The organism is Pseudomonas sp. NFX183, from assembly GCF_047943075.1.
Classification (GTDB): Bacteria; Pseudomonadota; Gammaproteobacteria; order Pseudomonadales; family Pseudomonadaceae; genus Aquipseudomonas.
On the sequence record NZ_CP181333.1, the window covers coordinates 1540668 to 1554307 of the forward strand.

The following is a 13640-nucleotide window of genomic DNA, read 5'->3' on the forward strand; positions in this document are numbered from 1 at the left end:
CCCTTGTCTCATGCCTGCCATCACCACCGATTTGCCCGCCCTTGCCCAATCGATCAAAGACTGGGGTCGCGAGCTGGGCTTTCAACAAGTCGGCATCAGCGGCCTGGACCTGGCCGAGCATGAACAGCACCTGCAACGCTGGCTCGACGCGGGCTACCACGGCGAGATGGACTACATGGGCGCCCATGGCAGCAAACGCTCGCACCCTGATGAACTGGTGCCGGGCACGCTGCGCGTGGTCTCGCTGCGCATGGATTATCTGCCAGGCGACACCCAAATGGCGCAGTTGCTGGCCAAGCCAGAAAAAGCCTACATATCCCGTTACGCCCTCGGCCGCGATTACCACAAGCTGATCCGCAAGCGCGTGCAGCAACTGGCCGATCGCATTCAGGCCCAGATCGGCCCGTTTGGCTTTCGCGCGTTTGTCGACAGCGCGCCGGTGCTGGAAAAAGCCATTGCCGAGCAAGCCGGTCTCGGCTGGATCGGCAAAAACACCCTGGTGCTCAATCGCAAGGCCGGCAGCTATTTCTTCCTCAGCGAGCTGTTTGTCGATTTGCCACTGCCGGTAGATCCGCCTCACGCCACCGAGCACTGCGGCCGCTGCACTGCTTGCCTGGATATTTGCCCCACCAACGCGTTTGTCGGTCCCTATGTACTGGACGCACGACGCTGCATTTCCTACCTCACCATCGAGCTCAAAAGCTCGATTCCTGAAGACCTGCGCCCGCTGATCGGCAATCGCGTGTTCGGTTGCGATGACTGTCAGATCGTTTGCCCGTGGAATCGTTTCGCCCGACCTACCGACGAAGGCGATTTCAAGCCTCGGCACAACCTGGATAACGCCGAGCTGGCCGAATTGTTTATGTGGGACGAGGATAAATTTCTCAGCAGCACCGAAGGTTCGCCACTACGCCGCGCCGGTTATGAACGCTGGCTGCGCAACCTGGCCGTGGGCCTGGGCAATGCGCCGTCGAGCATTCCAGTGCTTGAAGCCTTGAAGGCGCGCCGGGATTACCCATCGGACTTGGTGCGCGAACACGTCGAGTGGGCACTCAACCAGCACGCTACGCGCTAGTGCACGTCGTCGTTGTAGACGAACTTGGGCATTTCCCAGTGAAAACGGATGGCCAGCAGGCGCAACAGAAAGCCGCTGAACAAGGTCAGCAGAATTGCTTGCTCGCTGGGCAACTGCAGATAAAGGCAGAGCATGTAGAACCAGGCGGCAAGGAACGACACGCTGGCGTACAGCTCGCGGCGGAAGATCAGCGGGATGTCGTTGCAGAAAATATCCCGCAGGATGCCGCCAAATACGCCAGTGATCACGCCGCTGACTGACGCCACCAACATGCCGTGGCCCATTTCCAGGGCGGTCATGCAGCCGATCAAGGTGAACGCCACCAGGCCCACGGCGTCCAGCGCCAGGAACAGTGAACGCAGGTGGCGCATCAACGGTGCAATAAAAATCGTCACCAAGGCAGCGATGGACGTCAGCACCAGGTATTCCGGGTGTTTGACCCAGGTCAACGGGTAATGCCCAAGCAACACATCGCGCACCGAACCACCGCCCAATGCCGTGACGCAAGCAATCAGCACCACCCCAAACCAGTCCATGCCACGCCGCCCGGCGGACAGCGCGCCGGTCATGGCTTCGGCGGTGATGGCGATGAGGTAGAGCATCAACAGCATGATGGCGATCCTTGCAATGAGGCGCGCAGTCTAATCATTTGGTGATGGCACCAAAAGGGGGCGCCAGGCGAAAGACCGCGTCAACAGCATCGCAGGCAAGCCAGCTCCCACACTTGAATGTATTCACACATCAAAATGTGGGAGCTGGCTTGCCTGCGATGGCGCCGGGCTAGGCGCCACAGATTCAAGCTTTGATGAAATGCTTACGGTAATGCTGCAGCTCAGCAATCGACTCGCGAATGTCATCCAACGCCAAATGCGTGCTGCCTTTATGGAAGCTGTCTTTGACTTCCGGCGCCCAGCGTGCGGCCAGCTCTTTGAGCGTCGACACATCGAGGTTGCGGTAGTGGAAGTAGCTTTCCAGCGCTTTCATGTGCGTATAAAGGAAGCGGCGATCCTGGCAGATGCTGTTGCCGCAGATCGGCGACTTGCCCTTGGGCACCCATTTTTCCAGGAAGGCGATGGTTTCAGCTTCGGCGTCGCCCATGCTGATGCGGCTGTCTCGCACCCGCTGGGTCAGTCCGGAGTTGCCGTGGGTGCGCGTGTTCCATTCATCCATGGTGGCGAGGACGGCGTCGCTGTGGTGAATGGCGATCACCGGACCTTCGGCCAAGGTGTTGAGATTGCTGTCGGTGACAATCGTCGCCATCTCGATGATGACGTCGGTGTCGGGGTTCAGACCGGTCATTTCCAGATCGATCCAAATCAGGTTCTGTGGGTTTTGCATGGCTTGATTCTCTTGGCACCTTGGCGTAGCTGCGCAGTTTAGCAGGCAGGGGCGTGCTAGACTCGCGACCGTTTTACCTAACTTTTGCATTATCGACACGGAACACCCATGGCCAAACGCCAGCTCAATCGTCGCCAAAACTGGCGCATCGAAAAGATCCAAGGTGAACGCGCAGCGCGCGCCGCCAAACGTGAATCCTCCGCCGTAGAGGCGCTCGAGGGCGGCGACCTGGGCCCCGAACAGACGGGCCTGGTGATCGCGCACTTTGGTGTGCAGGTCGAAGTCGAGGCGCTGGAAGGCGAACTCGCAGGCTCTGTTTCCCGCTGCCACTTGCGCGCCAACCTGCCTGCGTTGGTGACCGGCGACAAGGTCGTGTGGCGCGCCGGCAACCAGGGGATCGGCGTGATCGTCGCCCAGTTGCCCCGCACCACCGAATTGCGTCGCCCTGACAGCCGCGGCCAGCTCAAGCCGGTGGCCGCCAACGTCGACATGATCGTGATCGTGTTCGCGCCGCTGCCCGAGCCGCATGCCAATCTGATCGACCGTTACCTGGTCGCGGCCGAGCATGCCGGCATTCGCCCGCTGTTGCTGTTGAACAAGTTCGACTTGATCGACGAGCAAAACGCCCCGGCGCTCAACGCGCTGCTGGCGGTCTACCGCACGCTGGGTTACCCGGTGCTGGAAGTCTCGGCGCATCACGGCAATGGCATGGAACAGCTGCAACAGCAGTTGGACGGGCGCATCAGTGTGTTCGTCGGCCAGTCGGGCGTGGGCAAGTCGTCGCTGGTCAACAGCTTGCTGCCAGAAGTCGACACACGCGTGGGCCCGCTGTCGGAACTGTCCGGCCAGGGCACCCACACCACCACCACCGCGCGGTTGTTCCACTTCCCCGGCGGCGGCGAACTGATCGACTCCCCAGGCATCCGTGAATTCGGCCTCGGCCACGTCAGCCGTGCCGATGTGGAAGCGGGTTTCATCGAGTTCAACGACCTGATCGGCACCTGCCGCTTCCGCGACTGCAAACACGACCGCGAGCCGGGCTGTGCACTGCTCAAGGCGCTGGAAGATGGTCGCGTTCAGCAGCAGCGCATGAACAGCTATCGGTCGATTATTGCGAGCTTGCCCGAGAGCAGTTACTGACCATCCATTTCTTGACACACATAAACTAGGGCACTGCAGGCCCTAGCCCATTGATTTAGTAGGAGCAGGCATCAAGAATCCGGACCAACTGGGTGGCTCATACGCACAAGCCAGCTTGTATTCGGATTTCCCGATGCCCATAATTGCTCCGTCACCAGCGAAAGCTGGCAGGAGTCTGGATCCTTTTCGGGGTTGATCCAGCGGCGCAGAAGGGGCGAAGCAAGCTCCGCTGCGTGTCGAATGAAGCCGCCTTCGGGCGGCTTTGCTTTTTGTGGGGAATTAACACTTGGCTCTCTACTATCACCCCAAACAAGGCGATGTGCTGCTCTGCGACTTCACCCGCGGCTTTGTGGCTCCGGAAATGCTGAAGATCCGCAAAGTCGTAGTGATATCCCCCACCGCAACCCACAGCCGCAAGCTCTGCACAGTGGTGCCGATCTCCTCCACCGCGCCAGATATCCAGCACGACTGGCACCATCTGTTGCGAACCAATCCCCTTCAATCCGATGGCTATAAACAGCTCTGGGTGAAGTGCGACATGATTTATACCGTCAGCTTCGAACGCCTCGACAAACTCCACAGAAAAACACGCGCCAAAGGACGAGAGTATTTCGTGCCGCGCCTGTGCAGCGATGACATGCGAGGCGTAATTAGTGGTATCAAAGCCTACCTGCCACTCTGAGCAGAATTGAAAACGCCCCGATTATCGGGGCGTTTTCATTGATGTTGTGTAAAGACCACTAGGAGCCTGGCGCAGGCGCCGTAGGATCTTTCACCCCACCATCATCAAACAGGTTCAGCTTCTGCCGCAGCTCGTGGGCCGGCAGCGGCTCCTGCCCTGGCGGAATCGCGTTCGGGTCGGCCGGCACTTCGCCCGGTGCGCCCTCGCCTTGGGCCGGTGCCGCCGGCGCTGCGCCCTGATCGCCTTCGATCGCACGCTGGGCCTTTTTGGTCAGCACGACAATATCAATCCGACGGTTGATCGGGTTGAACGGGTCTTTAGGATCAAACAGCTGCGACGACGCAAAACCCACCACGCGCGCCACTTGCGGGTCCGGGTAGCTGCCCGCTACCAGCGCACGGCGGGCGGCGTTGGCGCGGTTGGCCGAGAGTTCCCAGTTGCCGAAGTCACCCTGGCCCGCATACGGCTTGGCGTCAGTGTGGCCGCTGATGCTGATCTTGTTCGGCACCGCCTTGATGGTGTCAGCCATGGCCAGCAGGATGTCTTCAAAGTACGGTTTCAGGCGCGCGCTGCCGGAGTCGAACATCGGCCGGTTGGCGGCGTCGGTGATCTGGATGCGCAAGCCTTCCGGCGTGATCTCGAAAGAAATCTGATCCTTGAACTTCAGCAACTGCGGGTTCTCTTCAACCTTGGTCTGCAGTTCCTGCAGCAACAATTCCAGGCGTTCCTGCTCGACCTGCTCGGCCATCGATTCGACGGTGTCGCGCTCGATCGGGATTTTTTCCTGCGGCGCTTCGGTCTTGACCTCCGGGTTGATGGTGCGCTCAGGCGCCAGCTGCGGCGAGCCGCCCAGGTCAATCACAAACGGCGTGCCGCTTTCCGAAAAGCCAATCGGGTCTTTGAAGTAACCGGCGATGGCGATCTTCTGTTCGGGCGTGGCGGTGGACATCAGCCACAGCACCAGGAAGAACGCCATCATCGCCGTCGCAAAGTCGGCGAAGGCGATTTTCCAGGCGCCGCCATGGTGCCCCGCAGCGAAGCGCTTGACGCGCTTGATGATTATCGGCTGGTTGTTTTCCATGACTTAGCGACCGCGAACCGCTTGTTCCAGCTCGGCAAAACTTGGGCGATGTTTCGGGTACAGCACCTTGCGCCCGAACTCCACTGCCAGCGATGGCGGCATGCCGGACGCCGAAGCCACCAGGCAGGCCTTGATCGCTTCGTACAAATTCACTTCTTCCTTGGCATCGTGCGCCAGGGAAGTGGCCAGTGGGCCGAAGAAGCCGTAAGCGGCGAGAATACCGAAGAAGGTACCCACCAGGGCCGCGCCCACGTGCATGCCGATGGCCTTCTGGTCGCCTTCGCCCAGGGAAGCCATGGTCACCACGATGCCGAGTACCGCCGCGACGATACCGAAACCGGGCATGCCGTCGGCAACGCCGGTCACGGCGTGGGACGGATGCTCCAGCTCTTCCTTAAGGCTGAACAGCTCCATGTCGAACAGGCCTTCCAACTCGTGCGGCGCCATGTTGCCGGAGGACATGATGCGCAGGTAATCGCAGATGTAGGCAGTCATGCGCTCATCTTTGAGCACCGCCGGGTACTTGGCGAAAATCGGGCTGGCGGCGGCGTCTTCGATGTCGCCTTCGATGGCCATCATGCCTTCGCGACGACTCTTGTTGAGGATCTCGTAGATCAGTCCCAGCACTTCCAAATAAAAGGTGTGGGAGAAGCGTGAGCTGAACATGCCCAGCGACTTCTTGATCACGTGCATGGTCATGTAGCCGGGGTTGGCCTGCAGGAATGCGCCAAACGCGGCACCGCCGATGATCAACACTTCGAAGGGCTGGATCAGCGCGGCAATTTTACCGTGGGACAGGACGTACCCACCGAGCACACTTGCGATGACGACGATGATGCCGATAATTTTAGCCATAGGAGATTGGTACTTGCGCCGTCGGGTTCATGGACATATTGGGTGAAGCTGAAAACTCTTGTTCTACTTATCGGCAAAACTGCGCCAGACTATAGCCCGTTAAGGCGAAAAGCCAATTCGGCCCGTTCCGGGCGTGTAGAACGCAAGTGATGATCGCGCCCCAATCATGGCTAATGAAACGACAGCTCCAACGACAAAACCCACTACCCTCGCGGCTTGGATAAAGCGCCTGGACGATGTGCTGCTGCCTGTTCCTCAGGCTAGTCACGAACGCGTGTGCAAGGCCATCCGCGATAGCCGTAGTTCTTTACGGGATATTGCCGAGCTGATGCAACACAGCCCGGCGCTGGTGCTCAGCGTGATGCGCGAGGCCAACGGCCAGGCCCATGGCAGCCTGTCAGGGCCGGCGGAAAACCTCGAAGTGGCGCTCAACCGCCTCGGCCTCAAACGCGCCGAGGAGTTATTGGCGCGCCTGCCCTCAGTGCCGGAAAAAGACATTCCGGTGGCCCTGCGCCAACTGCTGCTGGTGAGCCAGCACGCTTCCCAGCAAGCCAACGGTTTGTTCGCCAGCCGCCTCGCGCGGTTGTGGCAAGACATTCATTGGGGCAGCCTGCTGTTTCTGTCGCCGCTGTGGCCGATGGCCGTCGCCTACCCCAAGCTTCTGGAAGAATGGGAACTGCGGGTGATCCACAAAGGCCAGTCGGCACACAAGGTCGAACAGGCATTGTTCGGCGTGCGCCTGCTGGACTTGTGCCGCGGCTTGACCGAAGCCTGGCACCTGCCGATCTGGGTCTCCCAAGGCTATAACCTGCTGCTGACCGAACAGCGCTTGCTGGTCAAGGCGCTGCACATCGCCCGTGAAGACGACGCGCTGCGCCAACAGCAATTGCTCGACGCCGAACCCAACCTGCGCCGCTGGCTGAACCAGCCGGCCAACACTGTGCTGCTGGCCAACGGCCTGGCGATGTCGGCGCAGGAATCCTGGACCTGCCCGCACACCGAGCGCTGGCAGTACCTCACCGCGTTGTACCTGCAAGAGCCGCTGAGTGACGTGCAGCAACAGGTTCACCAGCAAGCGGTGACCAGCGCACGCGCGACCTTGATGCCTGACCTCTGGCACCCGGCGTTGTCGCTGATCTGGCCGTGGCATGTGCAGAAAATCCATCGCGGCCTGTTGCCGGCGCCGCCGCCCACTGCCGAGGCACTCGCCGTGTGGCGCAAGCGTTGCACCGAGCTGCTGGTCGAACCGAGCCGTTTTGCCAATGCCATGCACCTGACCACCTGTGCCCGAGAAGCCTTGGTCGCCAGTGGCATGCAGCGCGTCTTGTTGTTCATGGCGGACCGCGCCTTGAGCACCTTGCGCGTGCACCAGGCCGACGGCTTGCCCAAGGACGCGGCGAACCTGAGCCTGGATGTGGTCAACAGCACGCTGCTGCAGCGCCTGCTGGAAAAGTCTGCCCAGGTACGCCTCACGCCAGACAATCACGCACAGTTCTCAGCCTTGCTGCCGCCGATCCTGCGCCGCCTGTTCAATGGCGAACACCTGTTGCTGCGCTCCTTGAGCTGCAACGGCAAGGTCGTGATGCTGATGGTCGCCGATCAGGGCGGCGGACCCTTCTCGGAAACCACCGTGCAGGCCTTCGGCAAAACCGCTCAATGCATCGAGAAAGCGCTGCACAGCTTTACCAACCGCAGCGCTTGATGCTTGCGCTACAATCGCCCTCTTTTATCGCCAACAATTGTGCCCAGGAGACCTCACATGCCTGACTTCTCTGGCTTGCCGCTGGTGATCGAGTCCAGCGACCTGCTCGGTCAACTGGATGCCGAACACCTGATTCTGGTGGACCTCACCAGTGCCGCCCGCTACGCCGAAGGGCATATCCCCGGCGCGCATTTCGTTGACCCCAAGCGCACCCAACTGGGCCAGGCCCCCGCACCCGGTTTGCTGCCGCCCAAGGCCGACCTCGAAAAACTGTTCGGCGAACTGGGCCACACCCCGGATGCCACCTACGTGGTCTACGACGACGAAGGCGGCGGCTGGGCCGGGCGCTTCATCTGGATGCTCGACGTGATCGGCCACCAGAAATACCACTACCTGGACGGCGGCCTGCTGGCCTGGCTGGAAGAGAAATACCCAGTTTCCACCGAAGTGCCCGCCCCCGTCGGCGGCCCTGTCAGCCTCACGCTGCATGACGGCCCCACGGCCACTCGCGAATACCTGCAAAGCCGACTCGGCGCGGCCGACCTGGGTATCTGGGATGCCCGCGGCCCGCTGGAATATTCCGGCGAGAAAGTGCTCGCCGCCAAGGGCGGACACATCCCCGGCGCCGTGAACTTCGAATGGACCGCCGGCATGGACAAGGCGCGCAACCTGCGCATCCGTCGCGACATGCCGCAGATCCTCGAAGACCTCGGGTTGACCAAAGACAAAGAAATCATCACCCACTGCCAGACTCACCACCGCTCTGGCTTCACCTACCTGGTGGCCAAGGCGCTCGGTTATCCGCGAGTCAAAGGTTATGCCGGTTCCTGGGGCGAATGGGGCAACCACCCCGACACCCCCGTTGAGATTTAAGGTTTAAGGACAGTTAATGAAAAAGCAGTTGTTTATCCTCAGCCAGTACTTGCTGCCGCACCACTTGCTCTCGCGACTGGCCGGCTGCATCGCCGAGTGCCGCGTGCGCTGGTTCAAGAACGCCTTCACCGCCTGGTTCGCCAAGCGCTACCAGGTGGACATGTCCCAAGCCCTGGTTGAAGACTTGACCGCCTACGAGCATTTCAACGCCTTCTTCACCCGCGCCTTGAAAGACGGCGCGCGCCCGCTGGATCAAACCCCAGGCGCGGTACTCAGCCCGGCCGACGGCGCCGTCAGCCAGCTTGGCCCAATCGAACACGGCCGCGTGTTCCAGGCCAAGGGCCACAGCTTCAGCGTGCTGGAATTGCTGGGCGGCGATGCAGCATTGGCTGCACCGTTTATGGGCGGTGATTTCGCCACTATTTATCTGTCGCCAAAGGACTACCACCGCGTGCATATGCCGCTGGCCGGTACGCTTCGCGAGATGGTCTACGTGCCGGGGCGGATTTTCTCGGTCAACCAGACCACCGCCGAAAACGTGCCTGAGCTGTTTGCCCGTAACGAACGTGTTGTCTGCCTGTTCGACACCGAACGCGGCCCGATGGCTGTAGTGTTGGTAGGTGCGATGATCGTCGCGTCGATTGAAACCGTATGGGCCGGGCTGGTGACGCCGCCAAAACGCGAGCTGAAAACCTTCCGCTACGACGAGGCTGCACGCGCACCGATTCACTTGGAGAAAGGCGCGGAGCTGGGCCGCTTCAAGCTGGGTTCGACTGCAATTGTGCTGTTCGGGCCGGATCAGGTTAAGTGGGCTGAAGAACTGGTGGCGGGTACGCCGGTGCAGATGGGCCAAGGCATCGCCGCTCCTAAAGCCTGACACCGAACCCAATGTGGGAGGGGGCAAGCCCCCTCCCACATTTTTAACTGCGTTTTGCCAGTTACAACTGAACGTCGCGGTCGCGCAAGCCCAGCAGGTACAACACGCCATCCAGCCCCAACGTCGAGATCGCCTGCTTGGCCGATTGCTTGACCAGCGGCTTGGCGCGGAACGCCACACCCAAGCCGGCAATCGCCAGCATCGGCAAGTCATTGGCGCCGTCACCGACCGCAATGGTCTGTTCCAGACGCAAACCTTCCTTATGGGCCAATTCCCTCAGCAGATCCGCCTTGCGCTGAGCGTCGACAATCGGCTCCACCGCCACGCCCGTCACCTTGCCATCCACCACTTCCAGCTCGTTGGCGAACACATAGTCGATGCCCAGCTTGGCCTGCAGTTGCTTGGCGAAGTAGGTAAAGCCGCCCGATAGAATTGCGGTCTTGTAGCCCAGGCGCTTGAGTTCGGCGAACAAGGTTTCGGCGCCTTCGGTCAGGCGCAGCGAGGCGCCGATCGAGTCCAGCACACCCATATCCAGGCCTTTGAGCAGCGCCAGGCGCTCCTTGAAGCTGGCACGGAAATCCAGCTCACCGGCCATGGCGCGCTCGGTGATTTCAGACACTTGCTCGCCCACACCGGCAGCCTTGGCCAACTCGTCGATGACTTCGGCTTCAATCAGCGTGGAGTCCATGTCGAACACCGCCAGGCGGCGGTTACGGCGGAACAGCGAGTCTTCCTGGAAGGCGATGTCGACATTCAGCTCCTGAGCCACGCTCAAGAACTCGGCGCGCAGGGCTTGCGGGTCCGCCGGTTCGCCGCGCACGGAAAACTCGATGCAGCCCTTGCCCTTGTCGGCTGGCGTATCGAGCGGCATGCGACCCGACAGACGGTCGATATGATCAATATTCAACCCGTACTGGGCAGTAATCGAGCTGACGCGCTGCAACTGCTCGGCGGTGACCTTGCGAGTCAGCAGCGTCACGATGTGGCGTTTTTTGCCCTGGCCGTCGACCCAGTGCTGGTAGTCGGCTTCGGAGACCGGGGTGAAACGCACCTGCTGATCGAGCTTATACGCCGTAAACAGGATGTCCTTGAGCACCGACGAAGCCTGTTCGGTACTCGGGATTTCCACGAGGATGCCGAACGACAGGGTGTCGTGGATCACCGCCTGGCCGATGTCGAGAATGTTCACACCACCCTGGGCCAGCACACCGGTAATGGCTGCGGTGAGACCCGGTCGGTCAACACCTGTGATGTTTATCAGGACAATTTCGCGCAAAGCGCACCCCCAGGCTGGAAAAAAACCGCATTCTACCCACTTTCAGTGACCATCGGGCACAGCCAGCGCTTTGCCGGTCCCAGGCCTGTCGCTATACTGCGCGTCAACTTCACGGACTAAAGAGCCGAGCTCAAGTGAACCGGCCTACGCCAGTAAAAACCGATAACTTCTTCCTGCTGATCTTCCGGGCACTGCGCCACCGCCGTGTACCGATCGCATTACGCATCGCCAGCCATAACGTGATCCTGGTCGCTCTGGCCCTGGTGATCTATGCCTGCGTGATGGGCTTGCAGTTCAAGCAGGCCATGCACGAGCAAGCCGACGCCCTGGGCGAGAGCCTGACCACTCAGACCGCCACGTCGGCGACTGAGCTGCTGGTGTCCAACGACATCCTCAGCCTCAACGTGCTGCTCAACAACCTGACCAAGAACCCGTTGGTGGCCCACGCCGCGATCTACAGCGTGGACAACCGGATCATGGCCGAAGCCGGGCAACGCCCGAAAAACGGCCTGCTGGGTGAAGCCGAAGGTTTGTATTCGAGCAACATCACGTTTCAGGATGTGAAGGCCGGCCAACTGCGCATCAGCCTGGACATGCAGCAATTCCAGCAGCCGATGACCATCAGCCTGCAAAGCATGGGCATCCTCAGTGCGATCCTGCTGGCATTGGCCCTGGCCTTGAGCTTGCGCCTGGGCCGGCATATCTCCACGCCGCTGATGCAACTGCGCATCTGGCTGCGCGATATTGACGAACACACCCCGGCCACCGATCGCCAGGATGAAATCGGCGACCTCGCCCGCCAGCTTCACGCCAGTTTCGCTCCAGAACCGGTAGTGCCCGAGGTCGAACCCGAGCCCGAGTACGACGACACCGAGTACGACGACGAACCCGAGTTTGAAGTGCGCGACCTGCGTGATCCGGGCTTTGACGAAAGTGCCCCGGTGGCAGGCCTCAAGCCCGCGCCTCGTCAGGTCATCAAGGCTGAGGAAGATGAACTGGATGATGAAGACCCGTTCTCCGACCTGCGCGATACCTCGGCCGCCACCCCGGCGGTTGCGCCTAAGCCTGAACCGGCGAAGAACACCGAGCCACAGCACAGCGCCGTATTGGCCGTGCAACTGGGCGCCCAGGACCAACTGCGCCGCCTGCCCCGCGCCCGCCTGACGGAATTGCTGGAACGCTACCGCGACTGCCTGGACCAGGCCGCCTCGCTGTATCAGAGCGAGCTGCACACCCTGAACGACGGCAGCACGCTGATGCTGTTCCACAGCGAAGACAGCGGCGAAGATTACCTGACCAACGCTATTTGCTGCGGCGAGTTGTTGCGCGCACTGGGCCATGCCCTGCAGATCGAAGTGGCCGACAGCGGCATCACCTTGCAACTGCAGCTTGGTTTGACCGTGGGCGATGATCTGTTTGGCATGAGCCAGATCGACCTGCTGCTGACTGAAATCGCCCAGGATGCGCTGGCCTTGTCGCAACACAGCCGCAACCTGCTGCTGGTGGAGCGCAAGATCAGCGAAGACACGCTGATTCGCCAACGCGCGCGTATCCGCCCGATTGCCAGCCCTGAAGGCGCCAGCTGTGTGGAACGCTTGATGGAGCCGTATCCGTCAATGCTGGAGCGGCAGTTGGCGCGGATGCATGAGACCCGTACCAAGTCCTGAGGAACACCGCCAAGCCCACTGAGCAGTGGGCTTGTGTGGGTGCGGGTTTGCTCGAAGGCGGTGTGTCAGTCGCCAGACTTATCGACTGATCCAACGCATTCGCGGGCAAGCCCGCTCCCACAGTTGATCTTCAGCATGGCTCGAATCGCAGACAAACAAAAAGGCCCGCTGAATAAGCGGGCCTTTTGTTTGTCTGCGATTCAGATCAGAACCTGAACACTTCCATGTCCGTACGAATCGGCGTAGCCATCGGCATCTTCGGCTTTTCCGGCGCTGCGGGCTTGGCCTGAGCCGGGGCTTGCTTGCGCGGTGCCTCGGCAATCGGCGGCTGGTTGGCCAATGGCTTGAGCGCCACCGACAACTGCTGCGCCAGATGCTGCAACAACACGCCCTGGGCCTGGACCTGGGACGCGGTGGTGCCGCTGTGTTCTTCCTGCAAATGCACGATGCGGTTATCGCGCACCTGGCCACGGCGGTCAATCAGACGCCACTGCGCGTCGAGGATGGCCGGCTGCGAGGCGCCCGAGTCGAGCCGCGTAATGGTCAGCAACACCTGCACATCCGGAGTAAAGCCGGTTGGCGCAGGCGCGAGCACCACACGCTGACTGTCCAGATGACCGGCCACCTGGCGCAACATCAGCTGGTTGATGTCGGACGACAAGCTGCCCGCCCAACGGCCGTCAGTGGAACCTTGCAGGCTGCCATCGTTCTGACGTTGCAGCAGGGTTTCGCGTTGCAGGTAATCGGCTACGACTACCGGGCCAAGCAATACGGCCATGCCAGCGGTTTGCGCCGGCTGAGCTGGACTTCCGCTGTCCAGCTGGTACAGCGACACCGGTTGGTGCGTGCTGCAACCCGCCAGCCCCAAAAGGCCAGCGAGCATCAAAAATAAAGGAAGGCGTGGAGCAGTCATCATCCCATCCAGGTGGCTGCCACAAGGCGAACCACAATGTAATACTAAAAATAACCTAAATACGCTCGGCCACGCCGGCGCTGGAAAGGCCATATCATCCGTGAATATGCTCCATGACTCCAGCGCGAAAGCGCCGATCTACGCGTTAAATCGTAGATCGA

At 60.9% G+C, this 13640-nt stretch carries 13 protein-coding genes; 7 read left to right on the plus strand and 6 right to left on the minus strand.

The genetic code is table 11. From position 1 onward, the window contains the following. Positions 1–10 precede the first annotated feature (10 nt). Entirely contained in the window at positions 11–1075 is a 1065-nt protein-coding gene (gene queG, locus ACM530_RS07305) for a tRNA epoxyqueuosine(34) reductase QueG (RefSeq protein WP_416364507.1), read from the plus strand. Here queG and ACM530_RS07310 read toward each other — a convergent pair. Both ACM530_RS07310 and orn read right to left on the minus strand, forming a co-directional pair. After that, on the minus strand, positions 1072–1689 hold the full coding sequence (locus tag ACM530_RS07310) for a trimeric intracellular cation channel family protein (protein ID WP_177410090.1): 618 nt from the start codon (positions 1687–1689) through the stop codon (positions 1072–1074). The two genes, queG and ACM530_RS07310, sit on opposite strands and share 4 nt — an antisense overlap. Before the next feature lie 181 nt (positions 1690–1870). After that, positions 1871–2413: an oligoribonuclease gene (orn, locus tag ACM530_RS07315; protein WP_416364508.1), complete on the minus strand. Its 543-nt coding sequence runs from the start codon at positions 2411–2413 to the stop codon at positions 1871–1873. 108 nt (positions 2414–2521) lie between these two features. Here orn and rsgA point away from each other — a divergent pair, with 108 nt between their 5' ends. Both rsgA and ACM530_RS07325 read left to right on the plus strand, forming a co-directional pair. After that, on the plus strand, positions 2522–3553 hold the full coding sequence (gene rsgA, locus ACM530_RS07320) for a small ribosomal subunit biogenesis GTPase RsgA (RefSeq protein ID WP_262208748.1): 1032 nt from the start codon (positions 2522–2524) through the stop codon (positions 3551–3553). Positions 3554–3839: 286 nt separating this feature from the next. Continuing rightward, positions 3840–4235 carry a type II toxin-antitoxin system PemK/MazF family toxin gene (locus ACM530_RS07325; protein ID WP_145160148.1) on the plus strand — a complete coding sequence of 132 codons (396 nt, stop codon included), beginning with the start codon at positions 3840–3842 and terminating at the stop codon, positions 4233–4235. Between the two features lie 58 nt (positions 4236–4293). Here the strand turns inward: ACM530_RS07325 and motB are convergent, their stop codons facing one another. After that, positions 4294–5316 (minus strand): flagellar motor protein MotB, encoded by a 1023-nt coding sequence (gene motB / locus ACM530_RS07330; protein WP_145160146.1) that lies wholly within the window; start codon positions 5314–5316, stop codon positions 4294–4296. Between the two features lie 3 nt (positions 5317–5319). After that, the gene (motA, locus tag ACM530_RS07335; protein ID WP_017138472.1) at positions 5320–6171 is read right to left on the minus strand and encodes a flagellar motor stator protein MotA; all 852 of its coding nucleotides are present in this window, start codon (positions 6169–6171) and stop codon (positions 5320–5322) included. A 166-nt stretch (positions 6172–6337) separates the two neighbouring features. Between motA and ACM530_RS07340 the strand changes: the two genes are divergently transcribed. Genes ACM530_RS07340 through asd form a run of 3 tightly spaced genes read left to right on the plus strand, consistent with a single transcriptional unit; the run spans position 6338 to position 9623 of the window. Beyond that, entirely contained in the window at positions 6338–7873 is a 1536-nt protein-coding gene (locus ACM530_RS07340; RefSeq protein ID WP_416364509.1) for an HDOD domain-containing protein, read from the plus strand. 57 nt (positions 7874–7930) lie between these two features. Continuing rightward, positions 7931–8746, plus strand: a complete 816-nt coding sequence (locus tag ACM530_RS07345) for a rhodanese-like domain-containing protein (protein WP_242198946.1) — start codon at positions 7931–7933, stop codon at positions 8744–8746. A gap of 16 nt (positions 8747–8762) precedes the next feature. Continuing rightward, positions 8763–9623, plus strand: a complete 861-nt coding sequence (asd, locus tag ACM530_RS07350) for an archaetidylserine decarboxylase (RefSeq protein WP_106577614.1) — start codon at positions 8763–8765, stop codon at positions 9621–9623. A 61-nt stretch (positions 9624–9684) separates the two neighbouring features. On the opposite strand, the gene serB is transcribed toward asd, so the two are convergent. Then, positions 9685–10899 (minus strand): phosphoserine phosphatase SerB, encoded by a 1215-nt coding sequence (gene serB / locus ACM530_RS07355; RefSeq protein ID WP_416364510.1) that lies wholly within the window; start codon positions 10897–10899, stop codon positions 9685–9687. A gap of 134 nt (positions 10900–11033) precedes the next feature. On the opposite strand from serB, the gene ACM530_RS07360 reads away from it, so the two are divergent. Next, positions 11034–12566, plus strand: coding sequence for an AhpA/YtjB family protein (locus ACM530_RS07360; protein ID WP_242198941.1), 1533 nt, complete (start codon positions 11034–11036; stop codon positions 12564–12566). A 205-nt stretch (positions 12567–12771) separates the two neighbouring features. Here the strand turns inward: ACM530_RS07360 and ACM530_RS07365 are convergent, their stop codons facing one another. Beyond that, entirely contained in the window at positions 12772–13479 is a 708-nt protein-coding gene (locus ACM530_RS07365) for a PqiC family protein (RefSeq protein WP_145160133.1), read from the minus strand. Positions 13480–13640 lie beyond the last annotated feature (161 nt).

Bases quoted from the DNA above. Each gene is read 5' to 3' on its own strand.
- queG (WP_416364507.1), top strand. From the start codon at position 11: ATGCCTGCCATCACCACCGATTTGCCCGCCCTTGCCCAATCGATCAAA.
- orn (WP_416364508.1), bottom strand. From the start codon at position 2,413: ATGCAAAACCCACAGAACCTGATTTGGATCGATCTGGAAATGACCGGT.
- rsgA (WP_262208748.1), top strand. From the start codon at position 2,522: ATGGCCAAACGCCAGCTCAATCGTCGCCAAAACTGGCGCATCGAAAAG.
- motB (WP_145160146.1), bottom strand. From the start codon at position 5,316: ATGGAAAACAACCAGCCGATAATCATCAAGCGCGTCAAGCGCTTCGCT.
- motA (WP_017138472.1), bottom strand. From the start codon at position 6,171: ATGGCTAAAATTATCGGCATCATCGTCGTCATCGCAAGTGTGCTCGGT.
- ACM530_RS07340 (WP_416364509.1), top strand. From the start codon at position 6,338: ATGGCTAATGAAACGACAGCTCCAACGACAAAACCCACTACCCTCGCG.
- ACM530_RS07345 (WP_242198946.1), top strand. From the start codon at position 7,931: ATGCCTGACTTCTCTGGCTTGCCGCTGGTGATCGAGTCCAGCGACCTG.
- asd (WP_106577614.1), top strand. From the start codon at position 8,763: ATGAAAAAGCAGTTGTTTATCCTCAGCCAGTACTTGCTGCCGCACCAC.
- ACM530_RS07365 (WP_145160133.1), bottom strand. From the start codon at position 13,479: ATGACTGCTCCACGCCTTCCTTTATTTTTGATGCTCGCTGGCCTTTTG.